13 protein-coding genes are annotated in these 15,708 nt (G+C 66.9%); 7 read left to right on the top strand and 6 right to left on the bottom strand.

Translation table 11 applies throughout. The annotated features are described in order from the left end of the window. Positions 1-72 precede the first annotated feature (72 nt). Positions 73-2,658, bottom strand: coding sequence for a bifunctional aconitate hydratase 2/2-methylisocitrate dehydratase (gene acnB / locus B7G54_RS00525; RefSeq protein WP_085037264.1), 2,586 nt, complete (start codon positions 2,656-2,658; stop codon positions 73-75). 195 nt (positions 2,659-2,853) lie between these two features. Here acnB and B7G54_RS00530 point away from each other — a divergent pair, with 195 nt between their 5' ends. Continuing rightward, positions 2,854-3,024 carry a hypothetical protein gene (locus B7G54_RS00530; RefSeq protein ID WP_244289231.1) on the top strand — a complete coding sequence of 57 codons (171 nt, stop codon included), beginning with the start codon at positions 2,854-2,856 and terminating at the stop codon, positions 3,022-3,024. A gap of 9 nt (positions 3,025-3,033) precedes the next feature. On the opposite strand, the gene B7G54_RS00535 is transcribed toward B7G54_RS00530, so the two are convergent. The 3 genes from B7G54_RS00535 to B7G54_RS00545 form a co-directional block, all read right to left on the bottom strand. After that, a complete protein-coding gene (locus tag B7G54_RS00535; protein WP_085037265.1) occupies positions 3,034-3,507 on the bottom strand; it encodes a nuclear transport factor 2 family protein in 474 nt (157 codons plus the stop codon). A gap of 294 nt (positions 3,508-3,801) precedes the next feature. Then, entirely contained in the window at positions 3,802-4,050 is a 249-nt protein-coding gene (locus B7G54_RS00540; RefSeq protein WP_039344123.1) for a hypothetical protein, read from the bottom strand. 638 nt (positions 4,051-4,688) lie between these two features. Beyond that, positions 4,689-5,123 (bottom strand): universal stress protein, encoded by a 435-nt coding sequence (locus tag B7G54_RS00545; protein ID WP_085037266.1) that lies wholly within the window; start codon positions 5,121-5,123, stop codon positions 4,689-4,691. Between the two features lie 366 nt (positions 5,124-5,489). Here B7G54_RS00545 and B7G54_RS00550 point away from each other — a divergent pair, with 366 nt between their 5' ends. The 6 genes from B7G54_RS00550 (at position 5,490) to B7G54_RS00575 (ending at position 10,443) form a co-directional block, all read left to right on the top strand. Then, on the top strand, positions 5,490-6,974 hold the full coding sequence (locus tag B7G54_RS00550; RefSeq protein WP_085037267.1) for an amidase: 1,485 nt from the start codon (positions 5,490-5,492) through the stop codon (positions 6,972-6,974). A gap of 342 nt (positions 6,975-7,316) precedes the next feature. Next, a complete protein-coding gene (locus B7G54_RS00555) occupies positions 7,317-8,006 on the top strand; it encodes a hypothetical protein (RefSeq protein ID WP_085037268.1) in 690 nt (229 codons plus the stop codon). A gap of 122 nt (positions 8,007-8,128) precedes the next feature. Beyond that, positions 8,129-8,959, top strand: a complete 831-nt coding sequence (locus tag B7G54_RS00560) for an arylamine N-acetyltransferase family protein (protein WP_085037269.1) — start codon at positions 8,129-8,131, stop codon at positions 8,957-8,959. 87 nt (positions 8,960-9,046) lie between these two features. Beyond that, entirely contained in the window at positions 9,047-9,223 is a 177-nt protein-coding gene (locus B7G54_RS00565) for a ribbon-helix-helix domain-containing protein (RefSeq protein WP_085037270.1), read from the top strand. A gap of 1 nt (position 9,224) precedes the next feature. Further along, positions 9,225-9,575 (top strand): VOC family protein, encoded by a 351-nt coding sequence (locus B7G54_RS00570; protein ID WP_085037271.1) that lies wholly within the window; start codon positions 9,225-9,227, stop codon positions 9,573-9,575. Between the two features lie 7 nt (positions 9,576-9,582). Next, entirely contained in the window at positions 9,583-10,443 is an 861-nt protein-coding gene (locus tag B7G54_RS00575; RefSeq protein ID WP_085037272.1) for a class I SAM-dependent methyltransferase, read from the top strand. Positions 10,444-10,474: 31 nt separating this feature from the next. On the opposite strand, the gene B7G54_RS00580 is transcribed toward B7G54_RS00575, so the two are convergent. Continuing rightward, positions 10,475-15,316, bottom strand: coding sequence for an NAD-glutamate dehydrogenase (locus tag B7G54_RS00580; RefSeq protein WP_085037273.1), 4,842 nt, complete (start codon positions 15,314-15,316; stop codon positions 10,475-10,477). A gap of 192 nt (positions 15,317-15,508) precedes the next feature. Next, positions 15,509-15,697 carry a 4-oxalocrotonate tautomerase gene (locus B7G54_RS00585; protein ID WP_069251875.1) on the bottom strand — a complete coding sequence of 63 codons (189 nt, stop codon included), beginning with the start codon at positions 15,695-15,697 and terminating at the stop codon, positions 15,509-15,511. Between the last annotated feature and the right edge of the window lie 11 nt (positions 15,698-15,708).

The following is a 15,708-nucleotide window of genomic DNA, read 5'->3' on the forward strand; positions in this document are numbered from 1 at the left end:
CCGGCATTCAGCCTGCGACGCCATTGCGTGGCGCTGCGACGTCGACCGCCCGCCGCAGCCCGCTCCGCGTGCTTACATCTGCACGGTGTCGGCCACTTCCTTGAAGTCTTCGATCTGGTCGAAGTTCATGTACTTGTAGATCTGGTCGCCGTTCGCGCTGAGCACGCCCATGTCGGCCATGTACTCTTCCTTGGTCGGGATCTTGCCCAGACGCGAGCAGATGGCCGCCAGTTCCGCTGAGCCGAGGTACACGTTCGTGTTCTTGCCCAGGCGGTTCGGGAAGTTACGGGTCGACGTCGACATGACCGTCGCGCCTTCGCGCACCTGTGCCTGGTTACCCATGCACAGCGAGCAGCCCGGCATTTCGGTACGTGCACCGGCCGTGCCGAACACGCCGTAGTGGCCTTCTTCGGTCAGCTGCTTCTGGTCCATCTTGGTCGGCGGTGCGACCCACAGCTTGACCGGGATGTCGCGCTTGCCTTCGAGCAGCTTCGATGCGGCACGGAAGTGACCGATGTTGGTCATGCACGAGCCGATGAACACTTCGTCGATCTTCGCGCCTGCGACGTCCGACAGCGTCTTCACGTCGTCCGGGTCGTTCGGGCATGCGACGATCGGCTCGTGGATGTCGGCGAGGTCGATCTCGATGACGGCCGCGTATTCGGCGTCGGCATCCGGCGACAGCAGTTGCGGGTCGGCCAGCCACTGCTCCATCGCTTCGATACGGCGCTGCAGGCTGCGCGGATCCTGGTAGCCCTGCGCGATCATCCACTTCAGCAGCGTGATGTTGCTGTTCAGGTACTCGATGATCGGTTCCTTGTTCAGGTGGACCGAGCAACCGGCTGCCGAACGCTCGGCAGACGCGTCCGACAGCTCGAACGCTTGCTCGACCTTCAGGTCGGGCAGGCCTTCGATTTCGAGGATGCGGCCCGAGAAGATGTTCTTCTTGCCTTGCTTGGCGACCGTCAGCATGCCTTGCTTGATCGCGTACAGCGGAATCGCGTTGACGAGGTCACGCAGCGTGACGCCCGGCTGCATCTTGCCCTTGAAGCGGACCAGCACCGATTCCGGCATGTCCAGCGGCATCGTGCCGGTAGCGGCCGCGAACGCGACCAGGCCCGAGCCTGCCGGGAAGCTGATGCCGATCGGGAAGCGCGTGTGCGAATCGCCGCCGGTGCCGACGGTGTCGGGCAGCAGCATGCGGTTCAGCCACGAGTGGATCACGCCGTCGCCCGGGCGCAGCGCGATGCCGCCACGCGTGCTGATGAAGTTCGGCAGCGTCTGGTGCGTCTTCACGTCGACCGGCTTCGGATACGCGGCCGTATGGCAGAACGACTGCATCACGAGATCGGCCGAGAAGCCGAGGCACGCCAGATCCTTCAGTTCGTCGCGGGTCATCGGGCCCGTGGTGTCCTGCGAGCCGACCGAGGTCATCTTCGGTTCGCAGTAGGTGCCCGGGCGGACGCCCTGGCCTTCCGGCAGACCGCATGCACGGCCGACCATCTTCTGCGCGAGCGAGAAGCCCTTGCCGCTGTCGGCCGGCTGGTGCGGCAGGCGGAACAGCGTCGACGGCGCGAGGCCCAGCGCTTCACGCGCCTTCGCGGTCAGGCCGCGGCCGATGATCAGCGGAATGCGGCCGCCGGCGCGCACTTCGTCGAACAGCACGTCGGACTTGACCTGGAATTCGGCGATCACGTTGCCGTCCTTCAGCGCCTTGCCTTCGTACGGGCGCAGTTCGACCACGTCGCCCATTTCCATCTGCGACACGTCGAGCTCGATCGGCAGCGCGCCGGCATCTTCCATCGTGTTGTAGAAGATCGGGGCGATCTTGCCGCCGAGGCACACGCCGCCGAAGCGCTTGTTCGGGACGAACGGGATGTCTTCGCCGGTGAACCACAGCACCGAGTTGGTGGCCGACTTGCGTGAGGAGCCGGTGCCGACCACGTCGCCCACGTAGGCGACCAGGTGACCCTTTTCCTTCAGCGATTCGATGAACTTGACCGGGCCGCGCTTGCCGTCTTCTTCCGGCGTGATGCCCGGGCGCGCGTTCTTCAGCATCGCCAGCGCGTGCATCGGGATGTCCGGGCGGGTGGTGGCGTCCGGGGCCGGCGACAGGTCGTCGGTGTTGGTTTCGCCGGTTACCTTGAACACGGTGATGGTCAGGCTTTGCGGCACTTCCGGACGGCTCGTGAACCATTCGGCGTCGGCCCAGCTTTGCAGCACGGCCTTCGCATGCGCGTTGCCCTTGTCGGCGAGTTCCTTGACGTCATGGAACTGGTCGAACATCAGCAGGGTTTTCTTCAGTGCGTCAGCGGCGACAGCAGCCACGGCTTCATCGGACAGCAGCTCGATCAGCGGCTGGATGTTGTAGCCGCCCAGCATCGTGCCGAGCAGTTCGGTGGCGCGTTCGCGCGAAATCAGCGGGCAGACGGTCTCGCCCTTGGCTACGGCGGCCAGGAAGCCGGCCTTCACTCGGGCGGCTTCGTCGACGCCCGCAGGCACGCGATGGGTGATCAGGTCGAGCAGCGTCTGCTCTTCGCCGGCGGGCGGGTTCGTCAGCAGTTCCACCAGTTCGGCGGTCTGCTGAGCCGTCAGCGGCAGGGGAGGAATACCGAGCGCGGCGCGGGCGGCCACGTGAGCACGAAAGTTTTCAAGCATGGGGAGACCTGCTGATATTGCGTTTGAGGGGAAGGCCTTGCCGGCACTCCGGGGCTGTTCCAGGCACTGCTTTGCAGCGGGATTCTAATCTCAATGCTCTTTGACGTCAAATGTCTTATGTCTTATATAAGAGTTGAGACTCGGGGCGAGGGAAAGCGTGGTGGCACGGGGGAGTTGGGGTTTTCGGACGTGTTGATGAGGCGCGCCTGGGCCGCGACCTATCGCTACGGAAAAGGGCGCGTCGGGCTCGCCGGCCCGCCTCCCGAAGCCGACGAAAGCGGGTATCGCAAAAACGGGCTCAAGAACCCGGGCGGCATTCGGCCGGACATGGCCTGCGACCCGATCAACGCCACGATGAAGCCATGACGGTGTGTGCTATTTCCGCCTGGCGCGATACGCGTCGAGATTCTTCCGTGCCTGTGCGCGGATCGCGCGTTGCACGAAAGGCGTCCAGCCGAGCAGGGCGCCTTTCAGTCCCAGCGCCTGACGCGCCCAGCGCCACAGGTCGAAGCTGTCGCGATGCTCGGCGATGCGTCCGTCGCGAAACCGGAATCGTGCGTCGATCCGGTTGACCACCATCCGGTCGGTCGCGGTAAAGCGGTAATGGGCGATCCACTTGGCGCGCCCGGCCTGTTGATCCGCGTCGATATCGCCGAACGTCAATGAAAAGTCCTGTGCCCGCGCGACCAGCATGCGCCACATGTCGCGTGCGAGGTCGCCGTGCAGTTCGCCGAATGCGGGATCGCTGAACACGACGTCATCGGCATAGCAGGCGAGCATCGCGTCGACGTCGCGCTGCTGGAAGGCGGTGTAGAAGCGCTGGATCAACTCGGTGTGCGGATGGCTCATCTTTGGGTGGGGTGCCGTTGCAAATGAAGCGGGGTTTCGATCCGCGGGCCGGAAATTCGGCCAGTTGATCGACTGGTGCGTGCCATACGGCAAGGATGCCCCGGTCGAGCCGATGTCGACGCGTCGTCTCCGCGACGATGCAGGTCACATGCGGACGTTCGGTGTGGCCGCCGTCCGGACTGTGACATGCGTCGCAATATCGATCGAAAAGGCGGGAATTGACGCGGGCGGGCGCGCGCGGCTCCGGTTCAGCCGTCGTGACCCGGTCGCGACCGGAACATCGCCGGACGCCCGTCAGCGGTTCGCCAGCGCGACGTCCTGGTTGCCGCGTCCTGTCACCAGGCAGCCCGACATGAACGCCTCGCTCTGGCTGCTGGCGGCTGCTTCGCCGAAGCCGCGGCCGAGCGCGTCGACCTTCACTTGCGCGGCGCCCTGTTCGCACGCAAGCGGGCTGGTGTCGCGGCCCTGCGCATGCAGGATCGCGCGATCGCCGATGAGATACGCCAGCAATGCGAAAACAGCGATATGTACGGCTCGTCTCATGGTTCGTCTCCTCGTCGCTCAAGCGTAACGCGGACCCGTTCGACGAAGCACTTGGGGGTTCCCCCGGTAAACGTCTGCTGAAACGCGGCCGGGCGGGGTGATCCTGTCCCGTTTTTCGCGTTTTGCGTTCGGAACGAGGGGGTGGCTTCAATGCGGCTGGCAGGCGAAACCGGAAGTTCGGCGAGTCATTCGCGCGGCGGTTTTCAGCGTGACAGGCGCGCGATTCGCGCGAGTTTGACGAATGTCAGGGTACGGGCGGGAGGGGGCGGTCGCGCGGCCGTTCAAGGCGATAGCATGAATGCATGATTTGACGGAACGAGATCGCAGAGGCATGCATCGGTTCCGGCAAGCAGGTGCGTGTTGAACATCGCTATCGAAATAGTGAGGAATCCAAATGCTTAACGTCTCTTCCGTCCTGATCAGCCTCGCCCCGATGTGGGCCATCCTGCTCGTTGCATCGTCGGCAGCCGCCTATTTCGTGTTCTGGCGCAAGGTCATCAAGTAAGCGCTGTGCGAAGGCGCGGTACACGTGTGAGCAGCAATCCGTACACGTGCTGCATTGCTTGTCCGTTCGTCGCGGGTGCAAACCTGCGACTCTTCAGAAAATAGCCCTCGACGCGCTGCGGCGCGTCATCCCGTCATTGCACGGCCGTGACCGGCACATTCGAAATCCGCACCAGCCGGCCCATCACGCTGCGGCGGAACATCGACATCAGCGCGTGCAACGGATCGTGCCGCGGCGCGACCACCACGATCTCGTCGCACCCCGTCTCGGCCGCGACGGACGCGATCGTATCGGCCACCGGGCCCACCTTCATCACGACGCTGTACTTGACACCGGCTTCCTGCAGGATCCGCTCGGCCATCGCCAGATCGTCGGATGCGAACTTTTCCTCGATCGAACGCAGCCGCGACAGCGGATGGTAGGCCTCGAGCCGCGTCGACTCGAGCGGCGCCTGCACATTGATCAGCACGATCTCCGACGCGCACCGTTCGCGATACAGGAAGGTCGCGTGGCGAACCGCCTGAAGCGAGCGGGGAGAGTGGCCGACCGGAACCAGCAGCTTGAGCATGAACGTTGTCCAGGGAACGAGATGATTCCAGCGTAGCGCGCCGCCGGGCCGAACGATCTAAAGAGAACGGGCGACCGCGTAAAAATGTCGTTAACGCACGCCGCCTCATGCCGCGCCTAATAGAAATATAAGAAATTTAAATTTATGCGCATAAACGATTTCATCGGCCGGGGCGGCGCGCGCGAAGCGTGGCCCACCGCCCCGATTTAGTCGGAACCGCAATGAATTGCGCCGGAAAATATCGGAGGTCGCCGATCCGGCGTCGCGTAGAGTAGTGCATCGGCCGCGGCGCGGCCGCCCCGGCCGGTTCGGGAGCGACCGCCGCCATGCGGCCCGCCATTCCCTTCCGATTCCAGGAGACTCCGCATGCCGCACGGCGCCCCGCAGCTTCTCGCTCCCGCTTCCATCCCCGTCGACCCGATCGTGCGCCTGTCGGCGGGCGAACTCGCGTCGGCGATCCGCAGCAAGGCCGTGTCGTGCGTCGAGACGATGCGCGCGTACCTCGATCACGTCGAGCGCGTGAACGGCGCGGTCAACGCGATCGTCGCGCTGCGCGATCGCGACGCGCTGCTCGCCGAAGCCGCGGAAAAGGATGCTGCGCTGGCGCGCGGCGAGTACCACGGCTGGATGCACGGGATGCCGCAGGCGCCGAAGGATCTGGCGATGACGAAGGGGCTGCGGACGACCTACGGCTCGCCGATCTTCCGCGAGAACGTGCCGCAGGCCGATTCCGTGGGCGTTGCGCGGATGCGTGCGGCCGGCGCGATCTTCATCGGCAAGACCAACACGCCCGAATTCGGGCTCGGCTCGCACACGTTCAACGAGGTCTATGGCGCGACGCACAACCCGTACGACCTGACGAAGAGCGCGGGCGGCAGCAGCGGCGGCACGGCGGCGGCGCTCGCGTCGCGGATGCTGCCGGTGGCGGACGGCAGCGATTTCGGCGGTTCGCTGCGCAATCCGGCCGCGTTCTGCAACATCTACGGCTTCCGCCCGTCGCAGGGCCGCGTGCCGCGCTGGCCGGGCGTCGACGTGTTCGTGCAGCAGCTCGGCATTGAAGGGCCGATGGGCCGCACGGTCGGCGACGTCGCGCAACTGCTCGCGATCCAGGCCGGCTACGACCGCAACGATCCGCTGTCGCTCGCGGAGGATCCGGCCGTGTTCGCACAGCCGCTCGACGCCGACCTGCGCGGCAAGCGCATCGCATGGGTCGGCGACTGGAACGGCTATCTCGCCACCGAGGCCGGCGTGCTCGCGCTGTGCGAACGGGGGCTGGCGACGTTGCGCGAGATCGGCTGCGACGTCGATGCCGCGCTGCCTTCGTTCGCGCCCGACCGGATCTGGCGCCTGTGGCTCGCGCACCGGCACCTGCTGTCCGGCGGCGGGCTGCTTGCGCACTATCGCGACCCGGCACGCCGCGCGCTGCTCAAGCCCGAGGCGATCTACGAGGTCGAAGGGCTGCTCGCGATGCAGGGCGCGGCCGTGTTCGACGCGAGCGTCGAGCGCACCGCGTGGCATCAGGCCGTGCTGAGCTTCTTCGACCGCTATGATTTCATCGCGGCGCCGACCGCGCAGGTGTTCCCGTTCGACGTCGACCAGCGCTGGCCGAAGGAGATCGCGGGCCGCGCGATGGATACCTACCACCGCTGGATGGAAACGGTCGTGCCGTGGACGCTGGCCGGCTGCCCGGTGATCAACGTGCCGGTCGGCTTCAACGACGCGGGACTGCCAATGGGGATGCAGCTGATCGGGCGCCCGCGCGCCGATCTCGCCGTGCTGCAGCTCGCGCGCGGCTACGAGCAGGCGGCCGACTGGGTCGGCCAGCGCCTGCCGGCGTGGATGGCCGCATAACGTCGCGGCCGGTCGACAGCCGGCAGCAGGATGACGAAGCGGGCGGCGCGAGCCGCCCGCTTTGTTTTGATCGCCGAACCTGACACCCGGCGGCGATGTGTTTTGCCGTGCCGCATACAAAGACCGGAAGCCGCCGGCATTGACGCGACCGGAGAACGAATGCCGGTACACGCGCGGCATCGCACGGCAAACGTGGACGAATCCACGAGACTACGTCTGCCGGTCGCGGAATTGCAAGCAACCGCGCCGCGTGATTTCGTTTCGATGTGTTTCAGTCGTTGCAGCCGCGCGCGGCGCGCTTCGACAATATCGGCCTCAACAATTCGGGCACGAGGGAAACACATGAAGCAGATTCGCGTGACGGGCCGGTACCTGGCCTCGGCAGGCATCGCGTTCGGCATCCTGGCAAGCAGCGCCGCGCATGCGCAGCTCGACCTGCAGTCGCTCGGCGCGTCGCTGCTCGGCGGCGGCGGGCAACAGCAGGCCGCGCCTGCACAGGGTGGTGTCGCGCAATTGCTGCAGGCCTATGTCGGCGCGAACCAGCAGGTGCTGGCCGGCCAGTCTTCGCTCGCGTCGGCGATGGGGCTCACCGGCGCGGCCGGGCAGGCGCAGCAGGCCGCGAGCCAGCTGGCCGGCGGCGATGCGCTGACGCCGGCCGCGCTGTCGCAGATGGGCGGCGCGCAGCAATCGGTGTCGCAGGCGCTCGGCCAGGCATTCGCGAGCGGCGGCGCGACGCAAGGGCCGATCGACAAGCAGGCGTTCAGCAACGGCCTCGCGTCGCTCGGGCAGGGGCTCACGCAGTATTCGCAGCTGCAGTCGGGGCTCGGTAATCTCGGCTCGACGAGCGCGGCGTCGCTGTTGCAGTCGGGCCTGAATCCGCAGAACATGCAGGCTGCGTCGTATATCGCGCAAAGCGCGCCGGGCCAGTTGCAGTCGCTCGCGACGACGCTCAGTCAGGCCGTGCAGTTCGCGACGAGCCAGGGCATCTCGGTGCCGTCGGTCGCATCGTCCGCGCTGAAGCTGCTGCCGTAACGTTGCGCGGGGCTGCGCGCGATACGGTGCCGGCATCGCGCGCAACGAAGAAGATAGCCCCGCCCAACATGGGGATTCCGCGCGATGCTATCGTGGCGTGTCCCTTTTTTCGGTGCAGGTTCATGACAGACTCGTTCGACCTCTCGCGCTATTTCTCCCGCATTGGCTACGACGGCCCGGTCGAGCCGACGCTCGACGTGCTGCGCCGGCTGCATCTGCTGCACCCGCAGGCGATTCCGTTCGAAAACCTCAATCCGCTGACCGGGGCGCGCGTGCCGCTCGACCTGCCGTCGATCGTCGACAAGGTGCTCGCGCATCGCCGCGGCGGCTACTGCTTCGAACTCAACAAGCTGTTCTACACCGCGCTCACGGCGATCGGCTTTCGCGTGACGCCGATGATCGCGCGCGTGCGCTGGATGCTGCCGCCGGAAGTCGCTACCGCGCATACGCACATGCTGCTGCGCATCGATCTCGACGGCGCGGCGTGGCTCGCGGACATCGGCTTCGGCAGCGCGACGCTGACTGCGCCGCTGCGTTTCGTGCCGGACGAGCGGCAACTGACGCCGCATGGCGCGTTCCGCGTCGTCGCCGCGCCGGTCGACGGTGAATTCGAGATGCAGATCGAGACGCCCGACGGCTGGCAGACCACCTACCGCTTCCAGCCCAAGCGGGTCGAATGGATCGATTACGACGCCGCGAACTGGTTCACGTCGACGTATCCCGAATCGATCTTCCTGCACAACCTGATCGCATGCCGCGTGCTGCCGGACGGCCGCGCGGCGCTGCGCAACACCACGCTGACGATTCGCGATGCGGCGGGCGCCGGGCGTACCGTCACGTTCGACGATGCGACCGCTTGGGGCGCGTGCCTGCGCGACACGATCGGCATCGACACGACGGGATTCGATCTCGACGCACTGTTCGCGCGGCTGGCGGCGCGCGCCGCGACGTAACGCGCACTTACGATAGTCAATGGCGGCCCGCACACATGGGCCGCGCCGGTGGTTGACATTTGCTAGATTGCTAGCATACTAGCTCCCATGACCGACGAAGAAGTGAAGCAATTCAACGTGTACCTGCCGCTCGGCCTGATCCGGCAGGTCAAGCATCGCGCCATCGAAACGGAGCAATCGCTGTCCGCGCTGGTGGCCGACGCGTTGCGCGCGTACCTGGCCGCGCCGCCGCCGGGCGCGGGGCCGTTCACCAAGGAGGAGTGACATGTCATCCGAGCGAGTCGAAGCCGTGTACCTGACGACGCACAACTGGGGCAAGTCGGCGAAGTTCTTTCAGGCACTGGGATTTACGCTGGAGTTTGAAACCGATCACCACTCGGGCCAGTTGCGCAGCGGCGACGGCCCCTTTCTGTTCATCGCCGAAGTGCCGCCGGGCGAGACGCCGGGCATGCAGGTCGTGCTCAAGGTGCCGGATGAACAGGCGGTGCAGCCGCAGCCGATCGTCGACGTCGTCACGCCGTTCGAGGACACGCACTGGGGCACGCGCGACATGACCGTGCGCGACCCGGACGGCCGTGTGTGGCGTCTGCAGGCGCCGGGCAAGCAGGGCGCGTGAGGCGGCCATGACCGATACCCGCGAAAGCGCTCCCGACAGCACGGCCGCACGCGTCGCGCTGTGGCGCGCACTGCACGTCGAACTCGACGCGCCGCCGCATGTACTCGCCGACGAAGTCGGGCTGCAACTGCTCGCACCGGAACCCGGCTGGCAGCAGCGCGGCGACATGGATCCGCAGTTCACGCGGCCGTTCCGTGCGTCGATCGTCGCGCGGGCGCGCTTCATCGAGGATCTGGTGGTCGAGCAGGCCGCGCGCGGCGTGAGCCAGTATGTGATCCTCGGCGCGGGGCTCGACAGTTTCGTGCAGCGTCGGCCCGACATGGCGTCGCGCGTGACCGTCTTCGAAGTCGACCCGCCTGCGCCGCAGGCCTGGAAGCAGCGCCGCCTGGTCGAGCTTGGCTTCGGTGTGCCCGACTGGCTGCGCTTCGTGCCGGTCGATTTCGAGGCGAAACAGTCGTGGCGCGCGGCGCTCGTCGGCGCGGGCTTCGATGCCGGCAAGCCGGCCGTCGTGGTGTCCACCGGTGTCAGCATGTATCTGACGCGCGAAGCGAATGCGGCCGCGCTGCGCGAGGTCGCGTCGCTCGCGCCGGGCTCGACGCTCGCGATGACGTTCCTGCTGCCGCTGGAGAATGCGGATCCGGACGTGCGTCCGGGCCTCGAGATGGCCGCGAAGGGCGCGCGCGCCAGCGGCACGCCGTTCATCAGCTTCTTCATGCCGGCGCAGATCCAGGCGCTCGCGCGCGAGGCCGGCTTCGCGCAAGCCGCGCACGTATCCGCGGCCGAACTGACGCGCCGCTATTTCGCCGATCGTACCGACGGCCTGCGGCCGCCGAACAACGCGGAAGAGCTGCTGGTCGCGACGGTCTGAGCCGTCGCGTTCATCAAACCCGTCACACCCGTCAAGCGCGTTCGAGCACCGCCATTTCCCGCACGACCACGAGCAGCACCGCGAGGCTCGCGCCGCCCGATGCGCGCAGGTCCGCGAGCAGGTGCTCGTAGCGCGCGAGCGCGGCTTCGCGGCGCGCGCGCCACGCGCCGACGATCGTCTCCGGCGTGGTCGAATCCGGCGATTCCGCGAGCGCGCTCGTCGCGAGCGTGCGCTTGAGGCGCGCGACTTCCGCGAGCGCGGCGGCGCGCGCCAGCATGTCCCAGTGCGTCGGCGTCGGCAGTGTCGCCGCCCGTTCGCCGATCCAGCTGTAATTGAGCAGCGTGCCGAGCGAGAAGTAGACGCCCGCGACGAGTTCGAGGCTGCGGTTGCTGGTCGCGGCCACTTCGGCGATGTCGAGCAGCGCGGCCGAGATGTCGCCGCTCGCGACGCGCACCGCAAGCGCGCTGTCGACGCCGGCTTCGACCAGCACGCGCTGCCGTTCGGACAGCGCGTCGAGATCGTCGGCCGGCAGCAGCGACGGCAGTTGCGGCGCGAGCCGCTCCGCCGCATCGCGGCAGCGTGCGATCAGCTCGGCGACGCCACCGTCGGCCACTGCGCCGGATTGCAGATGCCGCAGGAACCACAGCGCCGCGCGCTCCAGCAGCCGCGCGACGTCGACGAACATGCGCGCCTGCACATCGTCGGCGACGCGGTTGTCGAGCGCGTCGATGTCGCGCCACACCGCATCGAGGTCGAACACGTCGCGCGCCATGATGCACGCCCGTACGATGTCGCCGGGCTTCGCGTCGGTTTCCTCCATCAGCCGGTGCACGAACGCGCAGCCGACGCGGTTCACGAGCGCATTGGTCAGGTGCGTCGCGAGAATCTCGCGGCGCAGCGGATGGCGGCGCATCGGTTCGCTGAAGCGCTGCTGCAGCGGCTTCGGGAAGTAGTCGACGAGCATCGCAGCCACCAGCGGATCCTCGGGCACGTCGGATTCGAGCAGCGCGTCGTACAGCCACATCTTGCTGTATGCGAGCAGCACCGCACGTTCCGGCGACGTGAGGCCGAGCTTCGCGGCCTGCCGCTCGGCGACTTCGTCGTCGGTCGGCAGGAATTCGATCACGCGGTTCAGGCGGCCCGCGCGTTCGAGCCAGCGCATCAGGCGCGCCTCGGCGTCGAGCAGCTCGACGGCATAGCGGCCGGCGATCGACAGCGCCTGTGTCTGGTAGTAGTTGTCGCGCAGCACGAGCAGCCCGACTTCGTCGGTCATCTCCGCGAGCAGCGCGTTGCGCTGTTTCTCGGTCATCTCGCCGTCGGACACGACGAGCCCGAGCAGGATCTTGATGTTGACTTCGTGATCCGAACAATCGACGCCGGCCGAGTTGTCGATCGCATCGGTGTTGATGCGGCCGCCGCGCTGCGCGAACTCGATCCGGCCGAATTGCGTGCAGCCGAGGTTGCCGCCTTCGCCGACGACCTTGCAGCGCAGGTCCGTGCCGTTCACGCGCACCGCATCGTTCGCGCGGTCGCCGACCTGCAGGTGGGTTTCGCGTGCGGCCTTCACGTAGGTGCCGATGCCGCCGTTGTACAGCAGGTCGACCGGCGCCTGCAGGATCGCGCGGATCAGTTCGGCCGGCGGCAGCGCGTGCGCGTCGATGCCGAGCGCGGCCTGCACGGCGGGCGACAGCGGGATCGTCTTCGCGGTGCGCGGGTAGACGCCGCCGCCCGACGAGATCGCCGCCGGATCGTAGTCGGCCCAGCTCGAGCGCTCGAGCGCGAACATGCGCGCGCGCTCGGCGAAGCTCGTCGCGGGATCGGGGTTCGGGTCGAGGAACACGTGCCGGTGATCGAACGCGGCGACGAGCCGGATATGCGGCGACAGCAGCATCCCGTTGCCGAACACGTCGCCCGACATGTCGCCGACGCCGACTACGGTGAAATCGGTCGTCTGCGTATCGATGCCCATCTCGCGGAAGTGCCGCTTCACCGATTCCCACGCGCCGCGCGCGGTGATCGCCATCTTCTTGTGGTCGTAGCCGACCGAGCCGCCGGACGCGAACGCGTCGTCGAGCCAGAAGCCGTATTCGTGCGAGATCGCGTTCGCGTAGTCGGAGAAGGTGGCCGTGCCCTTGTCGGCGGCGACGACCAGATACGGGTCGTCCGGATCGTGACGCACGACGTCGGGCGGCGGCACGATCGCGTTGCCGACGAGGTTGTCGGTCAGGTCGAGCAGGCCGCGCAGGAAGGTCTGGTAGCACGCGATGCCTTCGCGCATCCATGCTTCGCGATCGCTCGGCGGCGGCGGATTCTTCACGACGAAGCCGCCTTTCGAGCCGACCGGCACGATCACGACGTTCTTCACCATCTGCGCCTTCATCAGCCCGAGCACCTCGGTGCGGAAATCCTCGCGTCGATCCGACCAGCGCAGGCCGCCACGCGCCACGCGCCCGCCGCGCAGGTGCACGCCCTCGACCCGCGGCGAATACACCCAGATCTCGAACATCGGCTTCGGTTCGGGCAGGCCCGGCACCTTCGCCGGATTGAACTTGAACGACAGGTACGGTTTGGATTCGCCGTTCGCGTCGAGCAGGAAGTAGTTCGTGCGCTCGGTCGCGTTGATCACGCCGAGGAACTGGCGAAGGATGCGGTCCTCGTCGAGGTTCGGCACCTGGTCGAGCGCGCCTTCGATCGCCTTCAGCCGCCGCTCTGCCTGCACGTCTCGTGTATCGCCGATGGCCGGGTCGAAGCGCAGCAGGAACAGCTCGACGAGCTGCCGCGCGATCGCCGGATTGCCGGTCAGCGCGCGCTCGATATACGCGTCGCTGAAGGTCGAGCCGACTTGCCGCAGGTATTTCGCATACGCGCGCAGGATTGTCACTTCGCGCGCGCTCAGGTGGGCGCGCAGCACGAGGCGGTTGAAGTCGTCGTTCTCGATCCGGCCGCTCCAGATCTGGTCGAATGCATCCTCGAACAGGCCCTTCACGCGCTCGATGTCGAACTCGGTATCGTCGGTGAGCTCGAGGCCGAAATCGTGTACCCACGCATGCGCGGCATCCTGCGTCTGGATTCGGTACGGCCGCTCCTCGTCGACGCGCACGCCGAGATGCTCGAGCATCGGCAGGCTGCGCGACAGCGCGATCGGATCGCCCGCGCGGTAGACCTTGAAGCGGAACGCACGTGCCTCGGCCTCGATCGGCCGGTACAGGTTCATCGCGAGCTGCCCCGAATCCTTGACGCGCTCGATCAGTTCGATGTCGCGCACGGCCGTGCGCGCCGGATAGTCGTCGCGATAGCCAGCGGGGAACGAGTCGGCATAGCGCTGCAGCAGGCGGTTGCCTTGCTCTTCGCCGAATGCGTCGAGCAGCGCGTCGGCGAGATCGTCCTGCCAGCGGCGCGTGACCTGCACGAGCCGCGTTTCGAGCTCGCGCGTGTCGACGTCGGGCATCGTGCCCGGTTCCGCGTGCACGACGAAATGAATGCGCGCGATCGCCGATTCCGAGAGCAGCGGCGTGAATTCGACGTTTACGCCGTTGTACGCATCGACGAGCAGCCGTGCGATGCGCCGGCGCAGGTCGGTGTTGTACTTGTCGCGCGGCACGAACACGAGGCACGACACGAAGCGGTCGAAGCGGTCGCGGCGCACGAACAGGCGCGTGCGCTGATGTTCCTGCAGCCGCAGGATGCCGAGCGCGATGTCGTAGAGCTGGTCTTCGTCGGCCTGGAACAGTTCGTCGCGCGGGTAGGTTTCGAGCACCGTCACGAGCGACTTGCCGAGATGCCCCTTCGGCAAAAAGCCCGCGCGCCGCACGATGTTCGCGCACTTGCGGCGCACGATCGGGATCTCGGCGCTCGACACCATGTAGGCGGTCGACGTGTAGAGCCCGATGAAGCGGCGCTCGCCGGCGACCTTGCCATCGGGGCCGACGAGTTTCACGCCGACGTAGTCGAGATAGCCGGGCCGGTGCACGGTTGCGCGCGAATTCGCCTTGGTCAGGAAGATCGGCCAGGGACCGGTGATGATGTCGGCGGCGGCCTGCGGCAGTGGCGTGACGTCGGGCGCGCCGGACGTGCGCAGCGATTCGCGCAGGATGCCGAAGCCGGTACCCTCGATGCCGCGCAGCCCGAAGCCCGTGCCGTCGGACACGAGCGCGTAGTCGCGTTGGCCGAGGAACGTGAAGTGATCGGTGGCCATCCATTCGAGGAACGCGCGCGCCTCGATGTCTTCCGCGGTCGATTCGCGCGCCTTCATTTCCTTGATCGTCGCGCGCGCGATGTCGACGATCTTCGGCCAGTCTTCCACCGAGGCGCGCACGTCGCCGAGCACGTGCGCGATGTCGTTGCGCAAGGTGTCGAGCAGCGCGGCATCGCCGCAGCGGTCGACTTCGAAATGGATGAACGACGCGAGCTGCGACTGGCCGTCGCCGGGCGTCGCGCCGCCCGCATCGACGCGCTCGATGCCGCCATCGCGACCGCGCCAGATGCGGAAGACCGGGTGCAGTGCCGAGTGCAGCGCGAGCCCGAGGCGGTTGACGGCCATCGTCACCGAATCGACGAGGAACGGCATGTCGTCGTTGACCATTTCGATGATCGTGTGGTCGGAATGCCAGCCGTGCTGTTCGAGGATCGGGTTGTACACGCGCAGCCGTTCGCTGCCGGGCACGAATTTCTGGGCGGTCTGCCAGTGCGCCATCGCGGCGCCGTAGAGATCGGCGATGCTGCGGCTCTGCAGATCGTCGGCATCGGCGAAATCGTAGTAATGACGCAGGAAGGGTTCGACGATCCGGAACGTGGCATCGGGCAGGCGCCCGCGCGCGAATTCGACGACGTCCGAGAGCAGGTGTGCGACGACTTCTTCGTTCTTCGCTTCCATGGCGGTCTCCTCGTCGGGTGGCCATCGGCTGCTGCGTCTGTCCGGCATTATGCGCCGATTGCGTGACAAAGCGATGTGCGGGCGCACAACGGGAGGCGGGCGGAGACGGCCGCGTGCAGCGCCCGTCGCGGGCGCCGCGGTGCGCGATTCAGCGCAGGGCGGACGACGCCGAAGCGACGCCGCCCTCGGTGCTCAGCGCTCGTCGCTCCACAGCTTTCCGGCCGTCGCCCAGTTCTCCTTTTTCACGTCGGTCAGGATGATGTCGACCGAGCCCGGCTCGCAACCGAGCGTCTCGCACGTGACGCGCGTGATGGCTTCGACGAATTCGCGCTTCTGGTCGACGGTGCGGCCTTCGAAGAGCTGGATATTGAAAGTCGGCATGACAATGCTCC

This window comes from Burkholderia puraquae, assembly GCF_002099195.1.
Classification (GTDB): Bacteria; Pseudomonadota; Gammaproteobacteria; order Burkholderiales; family Burkholderiaceae; genus Burkholderia; species Burkholderia puraquae.

What these genes read in the sequence shown, in the direction of transcription:
- B7G54_RS00530 (WP_244289231.1), top strand. Translation starts at nt 2,854, where the DNA reads ATGAGGCGCGCCTGGGCCGCGACCTATCGCTACGGAAAAGGGCGCGTC.
- B7G54_RS00560 (WP_085037269.1), top strand. Translation starts at nt 8,129, where the DNA reads ATGACAGACTCGTTCGACCTCTCGCGCTATTTCTCCCGCATTGGCTAC.
- B7G54_RS00585 (WP_069251875.1), bottom strand. Translation starts at nt 15,697, where the DNA reads ATGCCGACTTTCAATATCCAGCTCTTCGAAGGCCGCACCGTCGACCAG.
- B7G54_RS00565 (WP_085037270.1), top strand. Translation starts at nt 9,047, where the DNA reads ATGACCGACGAAGAAGTGAAGCAATTCAACGTGTACCTGCCGCTCGGC.
- B7G54_RS00535 (WP_085037265.1), bottom strand. Translation starts at nt 3,507, where the DNA reads ATGAGCCATCCGCACACCGAGTTGATCCAGCGCTTCTACACCGCCTTC.
- B7G54_RS00575 (WP_085037272.1), top strand. Translation starts at nt 9,583, where the DNA reads ATGACCGATACCCGCGAAAGCGCTCCCGACAGCACGGCCGCACGCGTC.
- B7G54_RS00550 (WP_085037267.1), top strand. Translation starts at nt 5,490, where the DNA reads ATGCCGCACGGCGCCCCGCAGCTTCTCGCTCCCGCTTCCATCCCCGTC.
- B7G54_RS00570 (WP_085037271.1), top strand. Translation starts at nt 9,225, where the DNA reads ATGTCATCCGAGCGAGTCGAAGCCGTGTACCTGACGACGCACAACTGG.
- acnB (WP_085037264.1), bottom strand. Translation starts at nt 2,658, where the DNA reads ATGCTTGAAAACTTTCGTGCTCACGTGGCCGCCCGCGCCGCGCTCGGT.
- B7G54_RS00555 (WP_085037268.1), top strand. Translation starts at nt 7,317, where the DNA reads ATGAAGCAGATTCGCGTGACGGGCCGGTACCTGGCCTCGGCAGGCATC.
- B7G54_RS00545 (WP_085037266.1), bottom strand. Translation starts at nt 5,123, where the DNA reads ATGCTCAAGCTGCTGGTTCCGGTCGGCCACTCTCCCCGCTCGCTTCAG.
- B7G54_RS00540 (WP_039344123.1), bottom strand. Translation starts at nt 4,050, where the DNA reads ATGAGACGAGCCGTACATATCGCTGTTTTCGCATTGCTGGCGTATCTC.
- B7G54_RS00580 (WP_085037273.1), bottom strand. Translation starts at nt 15,316, where the DNA reads ATGGAAGCGAAGAACGAAGAAGTCGTCGCACACCTGCTCTCGGACGTC.